Below are 25,427 nucleotides of genomic sequence, written 5' to 3'. Positions count from 1 at the left end.
ACGGTCAGGAGGTCGTGCCCCAGCGGGCCTGTTCGAGGAGATTCAGCGCGCGGGTGACGGCGTCCGGGGTTTCCTCGGCGGTACGCAGCACGGTGGTGGCCTCGTCGACGGCGTCGGTGAGCAACCGCCACTGGGCGTCGCGTTCCCGCACCATCTCCGACTGGGCCGCCAACTGACGGGTCTTGGTCCACAGCTCGACGAAGACGGACACCTTGGCCCGCAGCACCCAGGGGTCGAACGGCTTGGTCAGATAGTCCACCGCGCCGACCGCGTAGCCCCGCAGGGCGAGCTGGGCGTCCCGGTCCGCAGCGGTCAGGAAGATGATCGGTACGTGCCGGGTACGCTCCCGCCGCTTGATGTGACTGGCCGTCTCGAAGCCGTCCATGTCCGGCATCTGGGCGTCCAGCAGGATCACCGCGAAGTCGTCGACAAGCAACTGCTTCAGCGCGGCTTCGCCGCTCTCCACCGCGACCGACTGCACCGGCAACCCTTGCAGGATCGCCTCCAGCGCCATCAGGTTCTCCCGGCGGTCATCCACCAGCAGCGCCTTCGCCACCTGCGTCACGAGCCCTCCTCGGTGCGGCCGCCGCTGATCCAGGAGCCCATCAACTCGATCAGCTCGTCCAGGTCGACCGGTTTGGTGATGTAGTCGCTGGCCCCGGCCGCTATCGCAGATTCCCGGTCACCGGGCATCGCCTTGGCGGTCAGGAAGACGATCGGCAACTCCGCGAACCGGTGGTTGCGCCGGATCTGCCGGGTCGTCTCGTACCCGTCCTGGTCGGGCATCATGGCGTCCATCAGGACGATGTCCACCTCCGGGTGCTCGGCCAGCAGACGCACCCCGTCGCTGCCGTTGTCCGCGTAGAGCACGGTCATCCCATGCAGTTCCAGCGCGCTGGTCAGGGCGAAGACGTTACGCACGTCGTCGTCCACGATCAAAACGGTGGTCCCGTCCAGCTGCTGGGTCTTCGGTGCCGCCGGCCGTTCCGGCAGCAGTTCCATCGGCGGCATCAGCAGCGACGACGGCAGGCCCGCCCGCTGCGGCGACGGCGGTGCCGGCGCGACCACCGCGTCCGGCGCCAGTACGTTGGGCAGGTAGAGCGTGAAGGTCGAACCCTGGCCGGGCGCCGAACTGACGGTGATCGTGCCGCCGATCAGCCGGGCCAGATCCCGGCTGATCGACAGGCCCAGCCCGGTGCCGCCGTAGCGGCGGCTGGTGGTGCCGTCGGCCTGCTGGAACGCCTCGAAGATCAGTGACAACTTGTCGTCGGAGATGCCGATCCCGGTGTCGATCACGGTGAACGCGATCACCTGCCGGGCGTTGGTCAGCGCCGGTACGTCGAAGACCGCGTGCTCCGGCGCCGGGGCGATACGCAGCGTGACCGCGCCGTTGTCGGTGAACTTGACCGCGTTCGACAGCAGGTTGCGCAGGATCTGCTGGAGGCGCTGGGCATCGGTGACCACCGCCAGCGGCAGGTCCTTGCTGATGCGTACCTGGAAGTCCAGGCCCTTCTCGTCGGCCTGCGGGGCGAACGCCTGTTCCACGTAGCTGCGGATCTCCGCGAACCGGACCTCGGTCGGCTCCACGTCCATCCGGCCCGCCTCGATCTTGGACAGGTCCAGGATGTCGTCGATCAGCGAGAGCAGGTCGGAGCCGGCGCTGTGGATCGTCCGGGCGAACTCGATCTGCTTCGGGCTCAGGTTGCGCTCCGAGTTCTCGGCGAGCAGCCGGGCCAGCAGCAGCAGCGAGTTCAGCGGCGTACGCAGCTCGTGGCTCATGTTCGCCAGGAACTCGGACTTGTACGCCGAGGCTCGGGTGAGCTGCTGGGCCTTGTCCTCCAGGCCGAGCCGGGCCAGTTCGATCTCCCGGTTCTGGGTCTCGATGTTCGCCTTCTGCTCGGAGAGCAGCTTGGCCTTCTCCTCCAACTCGGCGTTTGTGCGCTGCAACTCCGCCGACTGCTCCTGCAACTCGTGCGCCAGCCGCTGGGACTGGGAGAGCAGTTCCTCGGTACGCCGGTTGGCCTGGATGGTGTTGACCGCGATGCCGATGGTGGCCACCAGCCGCTCCAGGAAGGAGAGGTGCAGCTCGGAGAAGGGGGTGACGCTTGCGAACTCGATCACCCCGAGCAGCTCGCCCTCGAAGAGGACGGGCAGCACGACCAGGTCCTGTGGCGGGGTGTCGGCCAGTCCGGAGCGCAGCGTGATCCGACTGTCCGGCACGGCGGCGAGCCGGATGGTGCGCCGGGAGAGTGCGGTCTGCCCGACCAGCCCCTCGCCCGGTCCGAAGGTGACGTCGTGCCCCCGGGACACGTAGCCGTACGAGGCGGTCAACCGCAGCCGCATCACCCCCTCGGAGTTGTCCGCCAGGAAGAACGCGCCGAGCTGCGCGTCGACAAGCGGCGTCACCTCCATCATGATCATGCGGCAGACCTCGCCGAGATCGCGCTGGCCCTGGAGCAGACCGCCGATGCGGGCCAGGTTGGAGTCGAGCCAGCCCTGCTCCGCGTTCTTGTGGGTGGTCTCCCGCAGCGTGACGATCATCTGGTTGATGTTGTCCTTCAGCTCGGCGACCTCGCCCTGCGCCTTCACCGCGATCCGCTGGGTGAGGTCGCCCCGGGTCACCGACGTCGAGACCCGGGCGATCGCGCGCAGCTGGGTGGTCAGGGTGTACGCGAGCTGGTTGACGTTCTCGGTCAGGTCCCGCCAGGTGCCGGAGACCCCCTTGACCTGCGCCTGACCGCCGAGCTTGCCCTCGGTGCCCACCTCCCGGGCCACCCGGGTCACCTCGTCGGCAAACGACGACAACTGGTCCACCATCGTGTTTACGGTGTTCTTCAGCTCCAGGATCTCGCCCTGCGCGTCCACCGTGATCTTCTGCGACAGGTCGCCGTTCGCGACCGCGGTGGTGACCGAGGCGATGTTCCGCACCTGGCTGGTCAGGTTCGACGCCATCGAGTTCACGTTGTCGGTCAGGTCCCGCCAGGTGCCGGAGACCCCCTTGACCTGCGCCTGACCGCCGAGCTTGCCCTCGGTACCCACCTCCCGGGCCACCCGGGTCACCTCGTCGGCAAACGACGACAGCTGATCCACCATCGTGTTCACCGTCGACTTCAGCTCCAGGATCTCACCCCGAGCATCCACCGTGATCTTCTGCGACAGATCACCCTTCGCCACCGCCGTGGAGACCTGGGCGATGTTGCGGACCTGGGCGGTGAGGTTGGAGGCCATCGAGTTGACGTTGTCGGTGAGGTCCCGCCAGGTCCCCGCCACCCCGCGGACCTGGGCCTGACCGCCCAGCTTGCCCTCGGTACCCACCTCCCGGGCCACCCGGGTCACCTCGTCGGCAAACGACGACAGCTGATCCACCATCGTGTTCACCGTCGACTTCAGCTCCAGGATCTCACCCCGAGCATCCACCGTGATCTTCTGCGACAGATCACCCTTCGCCACGGCGGTGGTGACCGAGGCGATGTTCCGCACCTGGCTGGTCAGGTTCGACGCCATCGAGTTCACGTTGTCAGTCAGATCCCGCCAGGTCCCGGAGACCCCGGTCACCTGGGCCTGACCGCCCAGCTTGCCCTCGGTGCCCACCTCCCGGGCCACCCGGGTCACCTCGTCGGCAAACGACGACAACTGGTCCACCATCGTGTTGACGGTGCTCTTCAGCTCCAGCATCTCGCCCCGGGCGTCCACGGTGATCTTCTGGCTCAGGTCGCCCTTCGCGACCGCCGTGGAGACCTGGGAAATGTTGCGGACCTGGCTGGTCAGGTTTCCGGCGAGCTGGTTCACGTTCTCGGTCAGGTCCCGCCAGGTCCCGGAGACCCCGCGGACCTGGGCCTGGCCGCCGAGCTTGCCTTCGGTGCCCACCTCCCGGGCCACCCGGGTCACCTCGTCGGCAAACGACGACAACTGGTCCACCATCGTGTTGACGGTGTCCTTGAGTTCGAGGATCTCGCCCTGCGCGGCCACGGTTATCTTCTGCGACAGGTCGCCCCGGGCCACCGCCGTGGACACCTGGGCGATGTTGCGCACCTGGGCGGTCAGGTTCGACGCCATCGAGTTGACGCTGTCGGTCAGGTCCTTCCAGGTGCCGGCCACGTTGGGCACCTCGGCCTGACCGCCGAGCTTGCCCTCGGTGCCCACCTCCCGGGCCACCCGGGTCACCTGCTCGGCGAAGAGCCGCAGCGTGTCGGTGAGCGAGTTCATGGTGTCGGCCAGCTCGGCCACCTCACCCCGGGCGCTCACCGTGATCTTCTGACTCAGGTCGCCCTTGGCCACCGCCGTGGCCACCTGTGAGATGGACCGCACCTGGCCGGTGAGGTTCGACGCCATGGTGTTCACCGAGTCGGTGAGGTCCTTCCAGGTGCCGGCGACGCCGCGTACGTCGGCCTGGCCGCCGAGCTTGCCCTCGGTGCCCACCTCCCGCGCGACCCGGGTCACCTCGTTGGAGAAGGACGAGAGCTGGTCGACCATGGTGTTGACCGTGCGCCCGATGCGCAGGTACTCGCCGCGCAGCGGACGGCCGTCCATCTCCAGCGCCATGTGCTGGGAAAGGTCGCCGTCCGCGACCGCGACGATGACCCGGGCGATCTCCGTGGTGGGCCGGCCCAGGTCGTCGATCAGCGAGTTGACCGCCCGTTGGCCCTCCGCCCAGGAGCCGTCCAGCCCCTCCTCGTCCAGCCGCTCGGTCAACCGGCCGTCGCGACCGACGATCCGGCTGATCCGGCGCAGGTCCAGATGCTGCCGCTCCTGGAGCGACACCACGTCGTTGAAGGCGTCCGCCACCTCACCGGCCGCACCCGACCGTCGCGGCAGCCTGACCTTGAGGTCGCCGCGCCGGACCTGCCGCAGCGCCTCCGCCAGCTCGGTGAGGACCGCCTCGTGGTCGGCGGCGGAGGTCTCCGCCAGCCCCGACTGTTTCGCCGTGGTCATCATTCCTCGCTCACCTCAGGGTCCACCGGCTCGCGCCGGTCACCCCATCATTGTCCCCGTGAGCTGGAAACCGCCACGCCGCACCGCCGTTCGCGATGCCGACCCGACAGGTGATCGGCTTGGCACCGGGCGGGTGTCGGTGGAGGATACGAGGGTGTCGGCGGAGACGGGGCCCGCCGTGACCAAGGGCCCAGACGAGCACGTACGGCGCGTCCGGCTGCCCGCCGACCGCCGTACGCCTGCCGCTGCGCGGGCGGTCGTCCGCTCCGTGCTCACCGAGGCGCACCTGGATGAGCTGGTCAACGAGGCGTTGCTGCTGACCACGGAACTCTCCACCAACGCCGTCGAGCACGCCGGCACCGAACTGGACATCGAGGTCACCGCCGACCCGGCCGGGTTGACCGTGACCGTCTCGGACTTCGCCGCCGGCCCGGTCGACGAGCTGACCGTCGGCGTACGCAACGTGGCGACCGACATCGTCGAGGTGGCCGAACGCGGGCGCGGCCTGCTGCTGGTCGACCACTTCGCCAGTCGCTGGGGCACGACCTACCTGCCCAACGGCAAGGGGGTGTGGTTCCGGCTGGACCGCCGGCACCGCGACGGGCAGCGCGACGACGTCGGGCCGCACGGGGACGACTCCGACCCGCCCGGCGACGATTTCAGGCCACCAATCGGTGATCCGGACAACAGCGGACACACCGCTGGTCCCAGCGCAGGTGCGATGAGTGCGCTGTTGCAGACCACTCCCGATCCGTATGTCGACGATCCGCTGCCCGACTTCGCCACCAGTCTGCTCACGCAGGTGGCGGAGATGGTCGGCGCCGCCGGGGGCGTGATCCGGCTGGACCGTGGGGACGGGCAGGGCACCCAACTGCTCGCCCGGTACGGTCGGCAGCCCCGGGCCGGCAACGACCTGATCCGGGTTCCGCTGGCCGTACACCGCCCGTACGCCGGGGAACTGGAGTTGGACGCCGCACCCACCGCGTACGCCCGGCCACTGGCGGTGCTGGCGGCCGAGCGGCTCTCGCTGCACCTGGAGAACGATCGGCTGCGCCGCGCCGACGTCCGTCGGCAGGCCTGGCTGACCTTCCTCGCCGAGGCCAGTGAGCTGCTCGCCCAGTCGCTCGACGTGGAGCTGACCATGGCGCTCATCCCGCAACTGGTGGTGCCCCGCCTCGGCCAGTGGTGCGCGGTGCACACCACCGACGAGTGGGGCCGGCTCCGCCTCGCCGCGGCCAGTCACGCGGACGAGTCGATGCTGCCCCAGCTGCACGCCACCCTGCGGCAGACCGGCCCCGACTCGATCCAGTCCCGGCTGCGCGAAGCAAGCCGCAACGGCACCCAGACGCCGCTGGGCGGGCCGATGGAGGGCTTCGCCGTGCCGCTGATCGCCCGGGGGCAACGCCTCGGCACGCTCGCGGTCGGGCGGCACCTGCGGCACCGGCACGACCCCGACGAGATCGCGGTGCTGGAGGATGTGGCCCGGCGGGCCGCGCTGGCGATCGAGAACGCCCGGATCCACGCCGAGCGACGGCGGGTGGCGCAGACCCTGCAACAGTCGCTGCTCCCACCGGTGCTGCCGGTCGTGGAGGGCATCGGTTTCGCCGCCGAGTACGTGCCGACCGGCGGGGACGCCGACGTCGGCGGCGACTTCTACGACGTGATGCCGCTGCCGGACGGCCGCTGGCTGGTGGTGATCGGCGACGTCTCGGGCAAGGGGGTACAGGCGGCTGCGGTCACCGGGCTGGTGCGGGACGTGATCCGGGTGCTGGCCGGGGACGGCAAGCCGCTGCCCGAGGTGCTGGCCCGGCTCAACGAGACGCTTGTCGAGCGGGGGTCCGGCCGCTACTGCACGCTGGCGCTGGCCGCCGTCCGGCCCGGCGAGGGCGACCAGCTCGACGTCGAGCTGCACCTGGCCGGGCACGACCGGCCGGTGCTGCTGCGCTCCTGCGGCGGACGGGCCGACTTCGTCGGCACCGGCGGGACCGCGCTCGGCCTGCTCGACGCCATCGCCGCACCCACTGCGGGCATCGTGCTCGACCCGGGCGACTGCCTGGTCTTCTACACCGACGGGGTGACCGAGCGCCGACGGGGCCGGGAGCTGTTCGGCACCGGCCGGCTGCGCGACGCCACCGCGCCGTTGGCCGGTTACCCGGCCGACGTGGTAGCGGCCCGGCTCCGGGCCACCGCGATCAACTTCTCGGTGGAGGAGCCCCGCGACGACATCGCCATCCTCGTCCTGCGCAACGACACCGTCTAGCCCCTCCCCACCCCGTTACCCGCCCCACCCTCTCCTCCCCGTCCCCGCGCCCACCCGCTTTCCGCGTCGATCTTGCACTTTCTGCCCCCGCATATGCCAGATAAGGGGCACTTCGGCGACCGAAAGTGCAAGATCGGCGAGACGTGCGGGGTGGGGGTGGGGGTGGGGGCGGGGGTGGGGGTGGGGGTGGGGGTGGGGGTGGGGGTGGGGGTGGGGGTGGGTGGGCTAGAGGCCGCCGGGGAGGCGGCCGGGGGCCAGGCGGTGGGTGGGGTCGAGGTGCTGTTTGGCGGCGCGCAGCTGGGGTCGGACCGCCAGGTCGCCCCAGAGGTCGACGGCCCGGCGGACCGGCGGTGGGGCGGCGAGCACCCGGCACCGACCCCGTCGGGCGAGCAGGACGCCGCGCACTGCGGCCAGAATCGACGCCACCCGATCGGGCGGAAGCGTGCCGGGCAGCGCGGCGTGTGCCACGCCGAGACCGGCCGAGCCACGCACCGGCACCGGCGCGCCGGCCGCGTCGCGCAGCGCGTAGACGGCCGCGTGCAGGTCGGTGATCGGCACCTCCAGCCGCAACGCCGTGTCGCCGGGGGCGAACGGGTAGCTGCGCCACCACTGCGGGGCCGACCCGGCCACCGTCGCCTGACTGCCGAACAACGACACCAGCAGGTCGGCGCGCTCGGCCACCTCGGCCGGCCCGCCTTCGAGGAGCACCACAAGCGAACCGGCACCCGCCGGGCCGGGCGACGGGCGTCCCGTCATCGACGGATGACGCGCCATCGCCTCGGCCCGGCGGTCCCGCCGTGGCCGGGGTCCCGTGCCGGCCGGCAGGTCGAGTTCGATCGCGGCGGGTTCGAGACGGGCGGCGAGCACCGCCCGGACCAGGTCGTGCACCTCCAGCGGAGTCCACACCGGCCGGGTCACCCAGATCCGGCTGGCCGGCAGCGCCTGCACCCGCAGCATCGCGCTGATCAGCACGCCGAGCGCCCCTTCGGAACCACACAGCAGTCGGGCCTGGGCCAGCCCGGCCGCCCCGCCGCCGGCCTCGGTCAGCTCGCCGTCGGCGGCCAGGTAGCGCAGGCCGACGAGCTGGTCACAGGCGGTGCCGTGCCGGTGCCGCAACGGGCCGGCCTCGTCGGCGGCGAGCACGCCGCCGATGGTGGCACCGGGCGACGGCGCGTCCACCGCGAGCCGCTGGCCGGTGCGCTCCAGGGTGGCCTGCACCGCGCGCAGCGGCGTGCCGGCGCCGACCTCGGCAATGCCCTGGTCGGGTGGGCGGTGACCGATGCCGGCGAGCCGGCCGGTGTCAAGCATGATGTCGACCCGCGCGGGCGGCGCGCCCCAGTCGATCTTGGTGCCGGCACCGCGCGGCACCACCGTCAGGTCGTGTTCGGCGGCCAGCCGCAGCACCCGCGCCGCCGCGTGCGCACCGCCCGGCACCGCCACCCAGCGCGCCGGACGGCCGGCCACCTCATCGGCCGCCCCGGCGAACCGGGCGAAGCGCGGACCGCAGATCTCGGTCAACCGGCGGGCGATGTCGAGGGCACCGGCCGAGCCGGTGGAACGCGCTGGCACCATGCCTGGATCGTACATGTGTTCGAACCATCCGGGAGGGATTTGCTCCGCCCGCAAGGTGGAGGCGGCCGGTAACGTGGCGCCGTGACCACCGAGACCACCGCACCCGTAGCCAGGCGGCTACCGACCGAACGCGTCCACCACGGCGACACCGTCATCGACGAATACGCCTGGCTGGCCACCAAGGACGACCCGGAAACCGTCAACTACCTCAACGCCGAGAACGCGTGGACCGAGGCGCGGACGGCACACCTGTCCGGGCTGCGGACGGAGTTGTTCGAGGAGATCCGGCGGCGGACCCAGGAGACCGACCTCTCGGTGCCGACCCGCAAGGGCGGGCACTGGTACTACACCCGCACCGTGGCGGGCCAGCAGTACGGGGTGCACTGCCGCCGGGCCGTACGCGACGGCGAGACCACCCCGCCGATCAGCGCCGACGGCGGCCCCCTCGACGGCGAGCAGATCCTGCTCGACGGCAACCGGCTCGCCGAGGGCCACGACTTCTTCTCGCTTGGCGCCTTCGACGTCAGCCCGGACGGGCGCTACCTGGCCTACTCCACGGACTTCTCCGGCGACGAGCGGTTCACCCTGCGGATCAGGGACCTCGACACCGGCGAGCTGCTGCCCGACGAGATCCCCGGAACCTTCTACGGCACCGCCTGGTCCGCCGACGCCTCGGTGCTGTTCTACGTCACCGTCGACGAGGCGTGGCGCCCGCACCGGGTCTGGCGGCACGTGCTCGGCACGGCCGCCGCGGACGACGTGGTGGTGCACTCCGAGGACGACGAGCGGTTCTGGGTCGGGGTCGAGCTGACCCGGTCGGAGCGGTTCATCCTGATCGACATCGCCAGCAAGGTGACGAGCGAGGCACGGGTCATTCCCGCCGGCAACCCGACCGGCGAGCCGGCGGTGATCGCACCACGACGACAGGGCATCGAGTACTCGGTGGAGCACCACGGGCACCGGTTCCTGATCCTGCACAACGACGGCGCGGAGGACTTCGCGCTGGCGTACACCTCGGCGGACGCGCCCGGCGACTGGGTGCCGCTGATCGAGCACTCCCCCGGCACCCGGCTGGAGGCGGTGGACGCCTTCGCCGACCACCTGATCCTCAGCGTACGCAGCAACGGCCTGACCGGGCTGCGGGTGCTGCCGGTCGGTGGTGGCGGCGCCCACGACATCGATTTTCCCGAGGCGCTGCACACCGTCGGCCTGGACGCCAACCCCGAGTACCGGACCGGACGGTTGCGGTTGCGCTACACCTCGCTTGTCACCCCGGATTCGGTGTACGACTACGACCTGGTGACCCGCGAGCTGACCCTGCTACGTCGCCGGCCGGTGCTGCCCGGGCCGGACGGGCGGGCCTACCGGCCGGAGGAGTACGAGCAGCACCGGGAATGGGCCCTGGCCGACGACGGCACCCGGGTGCCCATCTCGCTGGTCTGCCGCCGCGACACGCCCCGCGACGGCTCCGCGCCCTGCGTCATCTACGGCTACGGCTCGTACGAGGCGAGCATGGATCCGTGGTTCTCGGTGGGTCGACTGTCCCTACTGGACCGTGGGGTGGTCTTCGCGGTGGCCCATGTGCGCGGCGGCGGTGAGTTGGGCCGCCGCTGGTACGAACAGGGCAAGCTGCTGGCCAAGAAGAACACCTTCACCGACTTCGTCGCCTGCGCCCGGCACCTGGCGAGCGCCGGCTGGACCGCGCCGGACCGGCTGGTCGCCCGGGGCGGGTCGGCCGGCGGGCTGTTGATGGGCGCGGTGGCAAACCTCGCGCCGGACGCCTTCACCGGCATCGTCGCGCAGGTCCCGTTCGTGGATGCGCTCAGCACGATCCTCGACCCGTCGCTGCCGCTGACCGTCACCGAGTGGGAGGAGTGGGGCAACCCGCTTGCCGATCCGGAGGTGTACGCGTACATGAAGTCGTACACCCCGTACGAGAACGTCGCCGCCCTGGAATATCCGGCGATCCTCGCCATGACCAGCCTCAACGACACCCGGGTGCTCTATCACGAGCCGGCGAAGTGGATCGCGCGGCTGCGCGCGGTCGCGCCGCAGGGCGAGTACCTGCTCAAGACCGAGATGGAGGCCGGGCACGGCGGGCCGAGCGGGCGTTACGACGCCTGGCGGGAGGAGGCGTTCGTCAACGCCTGGATCCTGGACCGCCTCGACCGCGCCTGACCATCCGCCGGGACCGGCGCGGATCCGTCCGCGCCGGCCCGCCCGGCTCCGGCACGGCGGGTGCGCCCGGGGAGAGGTGGACGCCGAGGAGGACCGTCCAGAGCAGGAACGGGCCGACCACCACCCGCTCCATCCCACCGACGCCGAAACCGAGGTCCACCTGCGCGAAGAAGAGCAGCGTGGCGAGCAGCCCGATCAGGCCCAGCCCGAGGCTCAACCCGCGCACCGGCGCGAGCAGCGCGGAGCGTCGCGCCAACGCCGCCAGCAGCAACGCCACGTTGCCCGCCCCGAACACCAGCAACGCGGCGAGCAAGTGCCGGTTCTCGTCGACGTCCGCCGGGTACGCACCGGCCAGGACATATCCGGCACCACCGGTAAGCGCCGCCAACTGGGTGGCCCGTACGGCCATTCCTTGGCCGAGCACCGACCAGGTGAGCAGCAGGCCGACGACGATCAGCACACCGGTGGCGATCATCGCGCCGTTCATCAGCGGATGCCAGGGCGAACAGACCAGCCGTGGCCGGCTGGTGTCCCAGCCGCCGCAGGTGACGTTCCCCAGGTCACTGATGTTGTGCGTACGCCAGTCGAACGGCGGCTGCCGCCAGCCGAGGGCGGTCACCGCGTTCCCGGCGACGAACAGCGGTGCGGCGGACAGCAGGGCATAGGAACCGAGACGGTACGCAGGCATGCCTCCACTCCAGCCGATGCCACCCGGCCGGCGCACTACCGCTGGCAACCCGAAAAAGTAGGGCTGGGCATACCCGGAAAGGGTGTCCAGCCGGCTGGGGTCGGCCCCGTCGCGTCACTAGCGTCGGCGACATGACCTCGGCCGCACCGACCCATCTCGCCCAGGCCCTGCGCCGGCCCCGGTACCCGCTGACCGGCTGGTCGTGGCGGGCACTGGCATACCTGCTGACAAGCGTGCCGCTGGCCGGCGTGCTCTCGTTCGGGCTGCTCGTCGTGCTGGCGCCGCTGGGCGCCGCAGTGAACACGGTCCGCCAGGGCCAACCCGTGCACGGGGTGCTCCAGGTGTTCCTGGCCCTCGGCGCGCTTACCGTGCTGGCGCTGGCACCGCTGCTCAGCGTGCCGGTATCGGCCTTCGAGCGGTACCGGCTCGGGCTGGTCGACGACCGGCCGCTGCCCCCGGCGCCCTGGCGTGGGTTCGCCGCCCGGTACACCACGGGCGCGGCGTGGCGGGAGGCCGCGTACCTGTTCTTCCTCGCTGGCGTGGTACCCGCCGTCTACTGGCTGTTCACCATGCTCGTGCTGCTGGATCTCCTGCTGATCGCCAGTCCGTTCCTGGTCGGCTCCGGCGAGCAGGTGGTGCTGCTCTGGGCCACTGCGGAGACACCCGGGCAGGCCGTGCCGTACGCGATCGTCAGCGCACTGCTGCTGCCGGTGCTGTGGTACGCGGTCGGTGTGCTCGCCGCCGCCCAGGCCGCCGTCACCCGGTGGCTGCTCAGTCCGGAGGAGGGCGCGCTGCGTGAGGTGGCCCGGTCCCGTGCCCGGTTGGTCGACGCGTACGAGGCCGAGCGCCGACGCATCGAGCGGGACCTGCACGACGCCGCCCAACCCCGGCTGACGAACCTCGGCCTCCAGATCGGCCTGGCCCGGCTGGACGTGCCCGACGACTCCCCGGCCGCCCGCCCGCTGGATCTGGCGCACGAGCAGGCCAAGGGCCTGATGGTGCTGCTCCGGCAGATCGTCCGGGGCATCCGCCCGCAGAGCCTTGTCGATCTGGGGCTGGCCGGGGCGGTCCGGGAACTCGCCGACGAGTCGCCCGTCCCGGTCGAGGTGCACGCCGACCTGCCGCGAGCGCTGCCGGAGGCGGCCGAGACGACGGCGTACTTCGTGGTGTCGGAGGCGCTCGGCAACGTTGCCCGGCATGCGGCGGCGGGCCGCGCCCAGGTCCGGCTCACCGACACCGGCACCGGGTTGACCGTCGAGGTCATCGACGACGGCCGGGGTGGCGCGGACCCGGCGCGCGGCAGCGGGCTGACCGGGCTCGCCGACCGGGTCGCCGCCGCCGACGGTCGCCTGTTGTTGTCAAGCCCACCGGGTGGCCCGACGGTGCTGCGGGTGGAACTACCGTGGTCGGCGTGATCCGGGTCGTGCTCGCCGAGGACGAGGTGCTGCTGCGGGAGGGGCTGACCGCTCTGCTCGCCCGGTTCGGTTTCGAGGTGCTCGACGCCGTCGGCACCGCCCCGGCGCTGCGTGCCGCCGTCCGGCAACACCGGCCCGACCTGGTGGTGACCGACATCCGGATGCCGCCCGGGCATCGTGACGACGGGTTGCGCGCGGTGGTGGAGTTGCGCGCCGAGCAGCCCGGCCTGGCCGTGGTCGTGTTGAGTCAGCACGTGCAGCCCGAGTACGCCTCCGCGCTGCTGGACAGCGCCGACGGCCGCCGGGTCGGCTACCTGCTCAAGGACCGGGTCGCCGAGGTCACCGCGTTCGTCGACAACCTGCGTACCGTGCTGGCCGGCGGCACGGTGGTCGACCCGGACGTGGTCCGCCGGCTGCTGCACCGCCCGCGCGATCCGCTCGCCGCGCTCTCCGCCCGCGAGCGGGAGGTGCTGGTCCTGGTCGCCGAGGGACGGTCCAACGCGGCGATCGCCGCCCGGCTGCATGTCACCGAGGCTGCGGTGGGCAAGCACGTCGGCAACATCCTGGCCAAGCTCGGCCTGCCGCCGGACGACGACACCAACCGCCGGGTGCTGGCCGCGCTGACCTACCTGCGGGCCAATCCCGCCTGATCGCGGCGGCTCAGCTGGTCCGTAGCTCCTCGACTGTCGTGTTCGCCCGCAGAAAGAGCACCCCGAGCCCGACCGTGAGCAGGGTCGCGGCCACCGCGCCGGCTCCCAGCATCGCCAGCTGGTCCAGCGGTACGCCCGGCGAGTGGGTCACGCCACCGGTAAGCACCAGTTCGGTGTGGCGGTCGCGAGTGGCCGGATCGGCACACCGCTCGGTCGTCGCCCGACACACCGATCTCCACTGACCACCCACCACGATGCCGGGGTTGAGCACCCGGCCGACGGCGTAGCCGGCACCGATCGCGAGCAGCACGGCCGGCACCATCGGGGTCAGCACCTGCCAGAGGATCGAGACCCCGATGGTGGCCCGGGGCACCCCGCCCGCCACGAGTGCCGCGTACGTCCGGCGGCGCGCGGTGATCCCCTCGATCAGCATGACCAGCAGCCCGACGGCGGCGATCGCCACCGACACCGCGACCGCCAGGTCGATCAGGTCGACGGTGCGCAGGTAGAACTCGTTGCGCGCGTCGCCGAAATCGCCGAAGCCGGACTGCCGGTTCTGCGCACGGTCGAGGTCGTCGTCGAGCTGGAACCGGGCCCGGAACGCCGCCGCACCGGCACCGAAGACCAGCGCCGCCAGCAGGGCGGCGAAGATCCGGCTGCCGGCCCACGGGTCCTCGGTCAGCCGGCGGGCCGCCAGCAGCTGGGCCGGGCTGCGGGCGGAGCGGTGCAGCAGCCGCCCGGCCAGGTGCGAGATCCAGCCGGCCCCCAGGACCACGCCGAGCACCGCCGCGAACACACCGGCGAGCAGCAGCAGGAACACCGATACGTGCAGCCGGTCGCCGGACGCCTTCCGGATCGGCTCGAACAGGGCCGCACCCAGCACGCCGAGCGCGATCAGCAGCGCCGGCCAGGGCCGGGGTGGCCCGACCCGATGCACCCGCCGGACCACGCCGAGTGGCGTGGCGGCCACCCGACGCAGCAGCAGGGCGGTGGCCGCCGCGGCGACCACCGGCAGGGCCAGCACCACAAGCGCCAGCGCCGGCCCGCTCGGCAGCACGTCGGTGGGCAGGGCGAGCTGGCCGTTGGCGTCCGGGCGGTGCAGAAGCGCCCGCCCGACGAGGTACGTGACCAGCCCGGCGAGCGTGCCGAGCAGGCTGGCCAGGCCGGTCTCCAGCATCGCCACCCAGGTCACCTGACCGGGGGTGGCACCGGCCAGCCGGAACGCGGCGAGCCGGCGATCCCGGGCCGGGGCACCGAGCCGGGCGCACTGACCGGCCAGGGCCAGCACCGGAATGGTCAGCAACAGCATCGCGAACGCGGTGCCGCCACGCAGCCCCGGCTCCCGCAGCAGGTTGTTTGTGTACTGCTCCGACTCCTGTCCCGAGGCGCCGGGCGGCTGCTGAATGGCCAGGACGCTCAGTGCGGCCAGCACGACGAGCGCGGCCATCAGGGCACTCAGCGCGGTCAGGGCCACTCGGGCCGCGTCGGTGCGGTTGCCGGCCAGCGCGAGCCGGACCAGGGTGCCGGGTCTCACCGGGAGCCGCCGGCGAGCGGAGCGGCGTCCAGTCCCAGGCCGGTGTGGTCGATGGTGCCGTCGCGCAACACGATCTCCCGATCGGCGTACGCGGCGATCCTGGGCTCGTGGGTGATCAGGATCACCGCCGTACGCTGCTCCCGGGCGAGCCGGACCAGTTGGGTGAGCACCTGCTCGCCGGTGAGCGTGTCCAGCGAACCGGTCGGCTCGTCGGCGAAGAGCACCCGTGGCTCGGTGACCAGAGCCCGAGCGGTGGCGCAGCGCTGCTGCTGACCGCCGGACATCTCGCCCGGCCGGACGTCGGCGAGTTCCGCCACGCCGAAGCGGTCCAGCCAGGTGAGCGCCGCCGTCCGTGCCGCCCGCCGCCCCGTGCCGGCCAGCAACAACGGAAGGGCGACGTTCTCCGCCGCGGTCAGCTCGGCGACGAGCTGACCGAACTGGAACAACACCCCGAACTCGGTGCGCCGCAACCGGGACCGGGCCGCCTCCGACCAGGTGTCGAGCCGGTGGCCACGCCAGGTCACCTCACCGGCGTCCGGGCACAGGATGCCCGCCAGACAGTGCAGCAGGGTGGACTTGCCGCAGCCGCTGGGCCCGGTCACCGCGACGATCTCGCCCTCCGCGACGTCCATTGTCACGCCGCGCAGGGCGGGCGTCGGCCCGTACGACTTCACCAGGCCACGAGCCTGTAGTTGCGTCATGAGTGCACCTCCCGGTGCCAGTCGGCGACCCGGTCCAGGGTGGTGTGCAACCAGCGCAGGTCGGCGTCGAGGTGGGCGATGGCGTAGTCGGCCGCGACCACGTCGTCGACGGTGGCCGACGGGGCCGTCTTGACTGCGGTCAGCTCGCGCAGCCGGTCGGTGTGCGCCCGGCGCTGGGCGACCAGATAGGACCGGGCCTGATCCACGTCGGCGACCAGCAGCGCCACCATCACCTTGGCGAAGAGCGTGCTGTTGACGTGGGGCATTGGCGGTTCCACCGTGCCGAGCCACCGGTCCAGCGCGGCCCGACCCTCCTCGGTCAGCGCGTAGGCCGTCCGGTCGGGACCGGCCTGACGTTCCTGCCCGGCCGGCGCCACCAGGCCGTCCCGCTGTAGCCGCCCCAGCGTCGCGTAGACCTGCCCGTACGCCAGCGGGCGGGCCTGCGGCAGCCGTTCGTCATGGGCACGCTTCAGCTCGTACCCGTGCTTGGTGCCGCTGGCGAGCAACCCCAGCAGGACGTGCGGTGTGGACACCCGACCACTATTCACTCAGTGAATAGCAGCCGTCAACCCCTCGCCCCCGCCACCCCGACCTCCGATCAGGACGTTTCCGGCCAGCCCGGGTCACGGCCGGTGAGGGCGAGCAGCCGGGGCAGGTCCGGCAGGGCGGCATCGACCGCCACCGGCTCGGCGAAGACGCCCATCTGCCGGGCCTGCGGACCGAGCTGACCGGTCAGTTCGTGCAGTGCCGGCAGCACCTCCGGCGCCGGCTCGTACTGCTGACCGGTGGCCACCGCCAGGTCCCAGCCGTGCACGGTGAGATCGAGCAGCGCCATCCCGCCCACCACCGACTGGGGCAGGCCCATTCCGGGCGAGACACCCTCCTCACTGGCCGGATCCGACCACGCCTCGACCAGTTGGCGGGCCTGGACCCCGAACCGGTCCCGCCAGCCCTCGGCCAGATAATCGGGCTTGTCGGCCCAGTTCACCGGCTTGCGAGCGGCCAGCGCCTGGAAGTTGACCACCACCGCGTACAGGTGGTTGAGCAGGTCGCGGACGGCGTACTCCCGGCAGGGGGTGGGCAGGTCGAGCTGGTCGTCGGTGATCGCCTGGACCACCGACACGGTTCGCGGCGTGGCCGCCGCCAGCAGATCACTAGTCTGGGTAGCCATAGGGCCAGCGTATGAAGGTGGTCTTGAAGAAATGCGACAGCCGCGCGGGGACAGCCGGGGCATCCTCGATCCGGCCCGGCTGATGCGTCGGGTCCGATTCCGGCGGCACCTGCCCGCCGCCCCACTGCAACGCTGGGTCGAGCACTACTGGCTGATCGACTGGGCGCTGACCGAGCCGTTCGAGCAGCGCGTCGTACCGCATCCCGCAGTGAACGTGGTCTTTCAACGCGACGGCGACGAGCCGGAGCGGGCCGAGGTGGCCGGGGTGGGCCTGGCGGTCTTCTCGACCGTGCTCACCGGCACCGGCCGGGTCTGCGGCGTACAGTTCCGGCCCGGCGGCTTCCACCCCTTCTGGCGCGCATCGGTGGCCGAGCTGACCGGCCGGCACCGGAACTTCGCCGAACTGGCCAACCGCTGGCCGCCGGCCGCCGCGCCAGCACCGGCGATCTGCACCGGTACGGACGCCGCGCGCTGCCGTGCCCTGGACGACCTGCTCACCGGCTGGGCACCCCGCCCCGACCCGGCCACCGACGAGGCGATGCGGCTGGTCGAGACCATCCGGACCGACCGGAGCGTACGGCGGGTCGACGAGTTCGCCCGCGACCACGGACTCTCGGTACGCCGGCTGCAACGCCTCTTCCTCACCCGGATCGGCGTCGGCCCGAAGTGGGTGATCCGCCGCTACCGCCTGCACGAGGCGCTCGAACGGGCCACCGACGGCCCGCCCGACTGGGCCACGCTCGCCGCCGAACTCGGCTACAGCGACCAGGCCCACCTGGTCCGCGACTTCACCACCGGCACCGGCCTCACCCCCGGCGGGTACGCCGCCGCCCGCCGGCGCTGACGGCTCCCGCGCTGCGGCGCGTGGAAGATCGTGCTCGTTCCCGGAACGAGTGGCTTCCGAAGCGTCCTGAGGCCACTCGTTCCGGGAACGAGCGTGATCAAGGGCGGTTCGGGATCGTCAGCTCGATCAGTCCGCCGTCGTGGTGGGACGCTGCCGGAGTAGGACCGGGAGCGCGGCGAGGGTGGCGGCGATCGTGCCGAGGCCGGCGACCAGGACGCTGGTCGCGCCGCCGAGCAGGACGACCGCTGGTCCGCCGAGCGCCGTACCGGAGAGGTTCGCGCCGTTGAGCACCGCCGACGAGGAGGCGAAGGCCCGGCCACGGACCTCGGCGGGCACCTCGGCATGGATGAGGTTGCGGATCGCAAGAACCTGCATGGCGTTGGCGACGCCGGTGAGCGTGAAGCCGACCAGCGCCACCGCGAGGACCGGGATCGTGGCGATCACCGTCAACGCCAGCCCCATGAGCAGCCCGGCGCCCGCGAGTGCACGCGGCTGGGCGGCCACCGGCACGCGCGGCGCGAGAAGGATCGACGCCGCCACCATGCCGACGGCGTGGGCGGTCACCACCAGGCCGTACCCGATGTTCGTGGTACCCAGATCCTCGCGGACGAAGAAGACCCGGGCGACGCTCATGGTGGCGGTGAAGACGACAGCGGCGGTCAACGCGGAGATCGCCGTGGCCAGCAGCCGGTTGCCAGCGAGTACGGCGACACCCTCGCGGACCTGCCGCGACCAGCGGGGGCGGGCGGCGCTTACCGGTTCCCGGCGGGCCGCGACGGCGGTCAGCGCCCCGGCCAGCAGCAGGAATGTGGCCGCGTCCACGAGCAACGCCGTCCGGCTGCCGGACGCCGCCACGAGTATCCCGGCCAGAGCCGGCCCGACGGCGTTGCCGACGGACCGGAAAGCTTCCAGGCGGCCGTAGCCATGCGTGACGCGTTCCTGGCCGACGAGCGCGGGGACCAGCAGCAACAAGGCCGGCGAGACGATGGCGAGACCTGCGCCCAGCAGCACTACCAGCAGCAGGGTGATGCCGACGTGATCGGTGACCGCGATGAGCACCGCGACGGTGGCCTGGCCCAGCGAGACGAGCATGATCAGGCGCCGGCTCTCCATCCGGTCGACAAGCGGCGCGGCGAGCGGGCCGATCACCACGATCGGCAGCACTCCCGCCACGACCAGCGCGCTCAACAGGACACCGGAGGCACCCTGCTCGTAGAAGCGCAGGGTCAACGCCACCAGCGCGACCTGATCGCCCATCGACGAGATCGCGTACGCGAGCGCGACGGCGGTCAGTGCCGAGCGGTTGTTAATAGGGGGCCCTTCCTATACACGAGGCGTTAAAAGGGGGCCCTTCCTTGCATCAGTGGCGGCGGAGGGCGACCACGGCGACGTCGTCCTGGATCTCGGCGGGAGCCAGCTCGACGAGGAGCCGCTCGCAGAACCGGTCGAGGTTCGCGTCGACCTGCGCGGCGGACGCCGCAAGCGCCTTCAGGCCCTCGTCGATGCTGCTGTCCCGCCGTTCGATCAAGCCGTCGGTGTAGAAGACGATCGTCGCCCCGGCGGGCAGCACGAACTCCAGGTCGGCCGGGCGCGGCGCACGCACCCCGAGCAGCGGGGCGGGGTGCTGGACGAACTCGGTCTTGCCGTCCAGGCTGATCAACGGGGGCAGGTGGCCGGCGCTGGCCAGCCGGACCTTTCCGGTCGCCGGTTCCAGCAGCAGTACGCAGGTGGTCGCCAACTCGTTGGGGAGCAGCGTACGCATCAGCTCGTTGACCCGGTGCAGGATCTCGCCCGGCTGGTGGCCTTCGACCGCGTACGCCCGCAGCGCGTGCCGCAGTTCGGCCATGACCGTGGCGGCGTGCAGGGAGTGGCCCGCCACGTCACCGATCGCCAGCAGCAGGTGGCCGTCGAGCATCACCAGTTCGTAGAAGTCGCCGCCCACCTCGGTCTGCATGCTGGCCGGCTCGTAACGCACCGCGAGGTCGAGCCCGGCGATCTCCGGGATGCGGCGCGGCAACAGGCTGCGCTGTAGCGTCACGGCGATCCGGTGTTCCTCGTCGAAGGAGCGCTGTGCCTCCACCGCCGAGGCCACCGCCTGCGCCAACTGTCGCAGCACCGGCCTGCCGGCGGTCTGGGTGGCAGTGGGCACCACCACGTAGAGCGGGGCCCGATCGTCCCGTAGCCGGGCGGCGGCCACCGTGACCGTGTCGTCGGCCGGCCAGTCGACAAGTGCCCACTCGGTCGGCGCCTGCACCCGCACCGTGGCCCCGGTCGGCACTGCGCCGTCGTCGACGGACCACGACACGACGCTGGCCGCCGCGCCCGGACCGGCGCAGACCCCGGCCAGGCAGTGCCCGTCGAACGTCTCCGCGACCACCGCCGCGGGACTCTTGAAGATCTCCGCGGCGCCGCTGGCCGCCCGTTCGAGCAGCCGGGCGAAGTTCGGCGCGGCGTGCACCGCCACTGTGGTGTCCGCCAGCCCGGTGAGCCGCTCGGCGAGCAACTCGGCGCGCTGGCGGGCCTGGTAGTAGCGCAGCACCGCGTGTGCGGTGGCGACCAGTTCCTCCGGCTCGATCGGCTCGGTGAGGTACGCGTCCGCGCCCCGGGTGAGCCCCTGCGTCCGATCTCCTACGTCGACCGCGTGCGCGGACACGTGGATCACCGGCAACGCGGGATGCGTCGACTTGATCCGTTCACACACCTCGAAGCCGCTCAGGTCCGGCAACCGGACGTCGAGCACCACCAGGTCGATCGGATCGCTGCCGACCCGACTCAGCGCCTCGCCTCCGGTCTCCGCCTCCAGCACGGTGAATCCGGCCCGGGCCAGCCAGTTCACCAGGAGGTAGCGCTTGGTCCGACTGTCGTCGACCACCAGCACGGTTGCCGCGCCCTCCACGTCACGTCCCGTCTGCGGGCAGCGAGACGGTGAAGGTGCTGCCCCGGCCGGGCTCGCTGGCCAGGTCGAGGGTGCCGCCGAGCAGGGTCACCAGTCGCCGGGCGTACGGCAGGCCGAGGCCGGTGCCGCCGACCCGGGTCGGGCCCGGCACCTGGTAGAACTCCTCGAACACCCGCTCGTGCAGGTCCTTCGGGAGGCCCGGGCCGGTGTCCGACACCGAGAGCCGCCAATGGTCCGCGCTGCGTTCGGCGCGCAGCCGGACCTCTCCCTTGGTGGTGAACTTCAGGCCGTTGTGCAGCAGATTTCGCAGTACCTGGGCGAGGAGCACCTCGTCGGTGCGTAACGTGGCCGGCGGGTCGGGATCCTCCACCACCAGCTCGACCTCCGGGCCGGTACGCAGTGCCCGGAGCGTGCCGCGCAGCTGGCCGAAGACGATCCGCAGGTCCACCTCGGCCCACTCCGGTTCGATCCGGCCCGATTCCGCCTTGGCCAGGTCGAGCAGCTCGTTGACCAGGGCGAGCAGGTCCGAGGCCGAGGAGCGGATCAGGTCGACCTGACGCTCCTGCTCTTCGGTGAGCGGGTCGGACGCGGAGTCGCCAAGCAGCCGGGCCAGTCCGATGATCGCGGTGACCGGTGCCCGCAGCTCGTGGCTGACGTTCGCCAGGAACCGCGTCTTCGACTCGCTCGCCGAGCGTAGCTGTGCCGACTTCTCGTCCAGCTCGGCGTAGAGGGCCACCACGCCCCGGTTGGTTTCCTCCAGCTCGTCGGTGAGCTGGTGGTAGAGCGCCAGCACGCCACGATTGGTCTGCTCCAGCTCCTCGTTGAGCCGGGCCAGTTCGTCACGCTGGGTGCGTACCTCGTCCAGGGCGGCGATGAGTTGGGAGTTCTGGGTGGCGAGTTCCTCCTCGACGGTGCCCGGTGAGCTGCTGCCGAGCTGGGCGCGCAGCTCCGCCAGGCGTTCGGAGGTGAACGCCTGGGCGGTGACCGGAACACGTCGCGACATCCTCACGACCGTATCCCTCTCGACCGTCACCACGTCCAACATGTCCACCAGGCGCGCCACCGCACCGGATTGCGGCTCGTACCGTCCGCCGGGCAGTGGGCTGACCGGGGCGAGGTCGATCCACAGGTGACGCTGACCGTCCGGAGTGCTGGTGACGGCGAACACGACATCCGCGCCGCCGACGCTGAGCAGCAGGTCCCGGGCGACCTCGCTCAGTGCGGTGGCGAGCCGGACCTGGTCCTGGTGCTCCAACCCGACCACGGCGGCGACTTCCCGGCCGCGCTGTCGGAGCACGAAGATGTCGCGCTCCACCCGCAGCGGCATCTGTAGCAGCGGTGCCGTCCTCATGACCAGGACCTCGCCACCAACACCCCGGCGTCGTCGCGCCGGACACCGGCGTCGCGAAGCAGCGTGGCCGCCACCACCAGCGGCGACCGGCCGGCCAGACCGGGGTAGTCGGTGAGCTGCCAGCGGTCGACCACGCCGTCGGTGTGCATGACCAGCAGGCTGCCGGGTTCGAACGGGTAGTCGTACTCCCGGATCGCGGGACGCTGATGGCCCGCGATGCCGGGCAGCGACACCAGGCCCCGCCGCCGGCCGTCCCCGCTGACCACGTTGCCGCCGATGTTGCCCAGCCCCGCGTAGCGCAGCACCCCGGCCGCCGGATCCGGCTCGGCCACGGCGAGCGCGGCGCCCCGGGTGTGGGACAACGACTTGTGCAGGTGTCGGACCACCTCGGCCGGGCCGGCGGCCGGTGCACCCCGGAAGGCGGCGAGCGCGGCATCGCTGGCGGCGGCGGCCAGCGGCCCGTGCCCGAGGCCGTCGCTTACCAGCACCTGCCGGCGGTCGTCGACGATCCGCCAGGCCTGACCGTCTCCGCTCACCGACTCCCCGGTCAGCGGCCGGGTGAGCCCACCGACCCAGGGACGCTCGGTGTCCTCGGCGGCGAAGACCCGCACGGCGATGACCGTGCCCCGGCCCGGCCGGGAGTACGCGTCGAACCAGCTCGCCTGGCGGAGGATCGCCCCCAGCCCGATACCGAGGGTGCCGGTGGTGGAGTGGCCGTCGCGGGCCGAATCGGTGAGATCGGCCATGCCCGGTCCGGCGTCGATCGCGACCAGCTCGACACCGGCATCCAGTTCGCGACGCACCGGGCGGAGCAGCAGCATGCCCTCGTCGGCATGCTTGATCAGATTGCTGGTCAGCTCGGCGGCGACGATGGCCAGATCGGCGATCCGGCCGGCCGGCAGCCCCAGCCGGTCACCCAGGCGCTCGGCTGCCCGGCGTACCCCGCTGCCGGTGTTGCCGGTCTCCAACCGGAACCACGCGCCCCGGTCGGAGACCGGCTCGGCGGTCACCGGGACCACTTGACGATCGTGATCCGGGTGCCCTGGCCCGGCACGGTCTGGATGTCGAACTCGTCCACCAGCCGCCGCGCGCCGCTGAGGCCGAGACCGAGGCCACCGCCGGTGGTGTAACCGTCGGTCAGGGCGAGGTCCAGGTCGGCGATGCCGGGACCGGAGTCGGCGAAGAGGATCTGGATGCCGTGCCGGCGGCCGTTGTCGACGGCGCTCACCTCGACGGTGCCACCACCGCCGTAGACCAGGGTGTTCCGGGCCAGTTCGCTGGCTGCGGTGACCACTTTGGTCTGGTCGACCAGGGAGAGCTTGGCCGCCACCGCCACCGTACGGACCAGTTGCCGGACGCGTACCACGTCCTCGTCGCTGCCCACCGTCTGCGTCTGCGGGCGGCCCAGGTCCACCCCGCTGGTCACGGCGACGCCCTCGGCTCGGGATCCGGTCCGTCGTCGAACTCGTCCTCGTCATCGTCGGCGCGCTCGGCCGCGATCAGTTCCATGCCCCGCTCGACGTTCAGCGCGGTACGGATGCCGTTGAGCGAGAGGCCCAACTCGACAAGCGTGATGGCGACCGCCGGCCGCATCCCGACGACCACCGTCTCCGCGTCCAGCACCCGGGAGATCGAGGCGATGGTGGAGAGCATCCGCCCGACGAAGGAGTCGACGATGTCCAGCGCGGTGATGTCGATGATCACGCCGTGGCAGCCGGTGGCCACGATCCGCTCGGCCAGGTCCTCCTGGAGCGCGACGGCCGTCTGGTCCGACATGTCGACCTGGATGGAGACCAGCAGGATGTCGCCGATCTTGAGGATCGGCACCCGCTCCATCACGCCTCCCGGCGTGACGAGCGGCGGCTGGTCTCGACCCCGTTGAGCCGGAGCACGTGGCGCAACGCATCCGCGAGGCTGGCCTTTGTCGCGATGTCACCGAACTCGATGCCGAGCGCGACGATGGTCTGGGCGATCTGCGGCCGGATGCCGGAGATGATGCAGTCGGCACCCATCAGCCGGGCGGCCACCACCGTCTTCAGGATGTGCTGGGCGACCTGGGTGTCCACCGCCGGTACGCCGGTGATGTCGATGATCGCGTACGGCGAGCCGGTGTCGACCAGGGTCTGCAGCAGCCGCTCCATCACCACCTGGGCGCGAGCCGAGTCGAGGGTGCCGACCAGCGGCACCGCCACCACACCCTCCCAGAGCTTGACCACCGGGGTGGAGAGCTCCAGCAGCTGCTCGGCCTGGTCGGCGATCAGGCTCTCCCGGGTCCGCACGTAGGTCTCGAAGGTGAACAGGCCCATCTGGTCGACCAGCGCGGAGAAGGCGACATAGTCCCGCAGGGAGCCGTTCTCGGCGGTCTCCATCACGGCAAGCAGGGCGTCCTTGAGCGCGAACACGCCGCTGGCGGTCTCGGTGGCGGAGAAACCCTGCCGCGCCTGCCCCCGGGACAGCTCGGCGAGCACCGCCCGCAGCTCGCTGGCCTCCTCAACGGTCAGATCGGCTGCGCCCTTGCCGAGCGCGTCGAGCAGGGCGCGATGCAGTTCCTGCACCTGCCGGATCAGTTCGGCCTGGCTGAGCCGGCCGCGTAGCTGAGCGGCAACCACCTCGGCCCACCGCTTCGTGATCTGGTCGACATGCCCGGACAGCAGATCGGCCAGTCGGCCGCTCTCGTCAGCGCTCAGCGCCATCGCAAAACCCCCTCGACCTGGACCGGCCGGACTCTATCACCGCAGAGCCGCAAACTACTTGCCGCAGAGCAACCGAATGATGGTGGACACCCATTGCGCTCCCGTTCTGCGCGCGAGGACTCGGGTGGGATACCGTTCCAGAGATAAACAGGAGGTCTGGCGAATGTCCTTGACGGTGCACACGGAACAGCACGGTGACGTCGTCGTCGTGTCGGTCGCGGGCGAACTGGACATGGCCACCGCACCGCAGTTGCAGGACCAGATCACCGACCTGCTCGACAAGGGGCGCAGTCGCCTTGTCTTCGACCTGTCGGACGTCTCGTTCTGCGACTCCACCGGGCTGTCGGTGTTCGTCCGTGCCAAGAACAGCTGCGACGAGGCCGGCGGCGTGGTGCGCTTGGCCGCCCCGCAGCGTGGAGTGCTGCGCATTCTGGAGGTGAGCGGTCTGGTCGAGGTGTTGCACACGTATCCGACCGTCGAGCAGGCGGTCGCTGGCGACACGACGCCCGCCTCGCCCTGACGCCCGCCCGCCCCGTCCTGCC

21 protein-coding genes are annotated in these 25,427 nt (G+C 71.6%); 6 read left to right on the top strand and 15 right to left on the bottom strand.

The genetic code is table 11. From position 1 onward, the window contains the following. Nucleotides 1-4: 4 nt before the first annotated feature. Together QQG74_RS01570 and QQG74_RS01565 are read right to left on the bottom strand one after the other, a co-directional pair. Nucleotides 5-565 carry a response regulator gene (locus QQG74_RS01570; protein WP_341718517.1) on the bottom strand — a complete coding sequence of 187 codons (561 nt, stop codon included), beginning with the start codon at nucleotides 563-565 and terminating at the stop codon, nucleotides 5-7. Continuing rightward, complete coding sequence (locus tag QQG74_RS01565) at nucleotides 562-4,932, bottom strand: HAMP domain-containing protein (protein ID WP_341721102.1); 4,371 nt, start codon at nucleotides 4,930-4,932, stop codon at nucleotides 562-564. Before QQG74_RS01565 ends, QQG74_RS01570 begins: the two co-directional genes overlap by 4 nt. 154 nt (nucleotides 4,933-5,086) lie before the next feature. On the opposite strand from QQG74_RS01565, the gene QQG74_RS01560 reads away from it, so the two are divergent. Further along, nucleotides 5,087-7,192, top strand: a complete 2,106-nt coding sequence (locus tag QQG74_RS01560; RefSeq protein WP_341718516.1) for a SpoIIE family protein phosphatase — start codon at nucleotides 5,087-5,089, stop codon at nucleotides 7,190-7,192. A gap of 225 nt (nucleotides 7,193-7,417) precedes the next feature. Here QQG74_RS01560 and QQG74_RS01555 read toward each other — a convergent pair whose 3' ends face one another. Beyond that, nucleotides 7,418-8,764 (bottom strand): FAD-binding oxidoreductase, encoded by a 1,347-nt coding sequence (locus tag QQG74_RS01555; RefSeq protein ID WP_341718515.1) that lies wholly within the window; start codon nucleotides 8,762-8,764, stop codon nucleotides 7,418-7,420. 81 nt (nucleotides 8,765-8,845) lie between these two features. On the opposite strand from QQG74_RS01555, the gene QQG74_RS01550 reads away from it, so the two are divergent. Next, a complete protein-coding gene (locus QQG74_RS01550; RefSeq protein WP_341718514.1) occupies nucleotides 8,846-10,942 on the top strand; it encodes a S9 family peptidase in 2,097 nt (698 codons plus the stop codon). Here QQG74_RS01550 and QQG74_RS01545 read toward each other — a convergent pair. Next, nucleotides 10,905-11,630, bottom strand: a complete 726-nt coding sequence (locus QQG74_RS01545; RefSeq protein WP_341718513.1) for a DUF998 domain-containing protein — start codon at nucleotides 11,628-11,630, stop codon at nucleotides 10,905-10,907. The two genes, QQG74_RS01550 and QQG74_RS01545, sit on opposite strands and share 38 nt — an antisense overlap. A gap of 131 nt (nucleotides 11,631-11,761) precedes the next feature. Between QQG74_RS01545 and QQG74_RS01540 the strand changes: the two genes are divergently transcribed. Both QQG74_RS01540 and QQG74_RS01535 read left to right on the top strand, forming a co-directional pair. After that, on the top strand, nucleotides 11,762-13,045 hold the full coding sequence (locus QQG74_RS01540) for a sensor domain-containing protein (RefSeq protein WP_341718512.1): 1,284 nt from the start codon (nucleotides 11,762-11,764) through the stop codon (nucleotides 13,043-13,045). Then, on the top strand, nucleotides 13,033-13,695 hold the full coding sequence (locus tag QQG74_RS01535; RefSeq protein ID WP_341718511.1) for a response regulator transcription factor: 663 nt from the start codon (nucleotides 13,033-13,035) through the stop codon (nucleotides 13,693-13,695). The genes QQG74_RS01540 and QQG74_RS01535 overlap by 13 nt, the downstream gene beginning before the upstream one ends. A 10-nt stretch (nucleotides 13,696-13,705) precedes the next feature. On the opposite strand, the gene QQG74_RS01530 is transcribed toward QQG74_RS01535, so the two are convergent. The 4 genes from QQG74_RS01530 to QQG74_RS01515 form a co-directional block, all read right to left on the bottom strand. Further along, complete coding sequence (locus QQG74_RS01530) at nucleotides 13,706-15,229, bottom strand: FtsX-like permease family protein (protein ID WP_341718510.1); 1,524 nt, start codon at nucleotides 15,227-15,229, stop codon at nucleotides 13,706-13,708. After that, nucleotides 15,226-15,930, bottom strand: coding sequence for an ABC transporter ATP-binding protein (locus tag QQG74_RS01525; RefSeq protein WP_341718509.1), 705 nt, complete (start codon nucleotides 15,928-15,930; stop codon nucleotides 15,226-15,228). Before QQG74_RS01525 ends, QQG74_RS01530 begins: the two co-directional genes overlap by 4 nt. Further along, entirely contained in the window at nucleotides 15,927-16,463 is a 537-nt protein-coding gene (locus tag QQG74_RS01520; RefSeq protein ID WP_341718508.1) for a PadR family transcriptional regulator, read from the bottom strand. The genes QQG74_RS01525 and QQG74_RS01520 overlap by 4 nt, the downstream gene beginning before the upstream one ends. Nucleotides 16,464-16,528: 65 nt before the next feature. Then, a complete protein-coding gene (locus QQG74_RS01515; protein ID WP_341718507.1) occupies nucleotides 16,529-17,101 on the bottom strand; it encodes a TIGR03086 family metal-binding protein in 573 nt (190 codons plus the stop codon). A 31-nt stretch (nucleotides 17,102-17,132) separates the two neighbouring features. Between QQG74_RS01515 and QQG74_RS01510 the strand changes: the two genes are divergently transcribed. Next, nucleotides 17,133-17,945, top strand: coding sequence for an AraC family transcriptional regulator (locus tag QQG74_RS01510; RefSeq protein ID WP_341718506.1), 813 nt, complete (start codon nucleotides 17,133-17,135; stop codon nucleotides 17,943-17,945). Between the two features lie 126 nt (nucleotides 17,946-18,071). Here QQG74_RS01510 and QQG74_RS01505 read toward each other — a convergent pair whose 3' ends face one another. The 7 genes from QQG74_RS01505 to QQG74_RS01475 all read right to left on the bottom strand — a co-directional run bounded on the left by QQG74_RS01505 (nucleotide 18,072) and on the right by QQG74_RS01475 (nucleotide 24,885). Continuing rightward, complete coding sequence (locus tag QQG74_RS01505; RefSeq protein WP_341721101.1) at nucleotides 18,072-19,238, bottom strand: MFS transporter; 1,167 nt, start codon at nucleotides 19,236-19,238, stop codon at nucleotides 18,072-18,074. 67 nt (nucleotides 19,239-19,305) lie between these two features. Next, a complete protein-coding gene (locus QQG74_RS01500; protein ID WP_341718505.1) occupies nucleotides 19,306-20,841 on the bottom strand; it encodes a SpoIIE family protein phosphatase in 1,536 nt (511 codons plus the stop codon). A 1-nt stretch (nucleotide 20,842) separates the two neighbouring features. Next, the gene (locus QQG74_RS01495; RefSeq protein WP_341718504.1) at nucleotides 20,843-22,192 is read right to left on the bottom strand and encodes a sensor histidine kinase; all 1,350 of its coding nucleotides are present in this window, start codon (nucleotides 22,190-22,192) and stop codon (nucleotides 20,843-20,845) included. Further along, on the bottom strand, nucleotides 22,189-23,211 hold the full coding sequence (locus QQG74_RS01490; RefSeq protein ID WP_341718503.1) for a SpoIIE family protein phosphatase: 1,023 nt from the start codon (nucleotides 23,209-23,211) through the stop codon (nucleotides 22,189-22,191). The genes QQG74_RS01495 and QQG74_RS01490 overlap by 4 nt, the downstream gene beginning before the upstream one ends. Further along, nucleotides 23,199-23,618: an anti-sigma regulatory factor gene (locus tag QQG74_RS01485; protein ID WP_341718502.1), complete on the bottom strand. Its 420-nt coding sequence runs from the start codon at nucleotides 23,616-23,618 to the stop codon at nucleotides 23,199-23,201. The genes QQG74_RS01490 and QQG74_RS01485 overlap by 13 nt, the downstream gene beginning before the upstream one ends. Further along, complete coding sequence (locus QQG74_RS01480; protein ID WP_341718501.1) at nucleotides 23,615-24,028, bottom strand: STAS domain-containing protein; 414 nt, start codon at nucleotides 24,026-24,028, stop codon at nucleotides 23,615-23,617. Before QQG74_RS01480 ends, QQG74_RS01485 begins: the two co-directional genes overlap by 4 nt. Beyond that, a complete protein-coding gene (locus QQG74_RS01475) occupies nucleotides 24,028-24,885 on the bottom strand; it encodes an STAS domain-containing protein (protein ID WP_341718500.1) in 858 nt (285 codons plus the stop codon). Before QQG74_RS01475 ends, QQG74_RS01480 begins: the two co-directional genes overlap by 1 nt. A 163-nt stretch (nucleotides 24,886-25,048) precedes the next feature. Here QQG74_RS01475 and QQG74_RS01470 point away from each other — a divergent pair, with 163 nt between their 5' ends. Continuing rightward, a complete protein-coding gene (locus QQG74_RS01470; protein ID WP_341718499.1) occupies nucleotides 25,049-25,405 on the top strand; it encodes an STAS domain-containing protein in 357 nt (118 codons plus the stop codon). Nucleotides 25,406-25,427: the final 22 nt, after the last annotated feature.

The sequence above is a fragment of the Micromonospora sp. FIMYZ51 genome (assembly GCF_038246755.1).
Classification (GTDB): Bacteria; Actinomycetota; Actinomycetes; order Mycobacteriales; family Micromonosporaceae; genus Micromonospora.
This window is presented reverse-complemented; position numbering and strand designations above follow the sequence as displayed.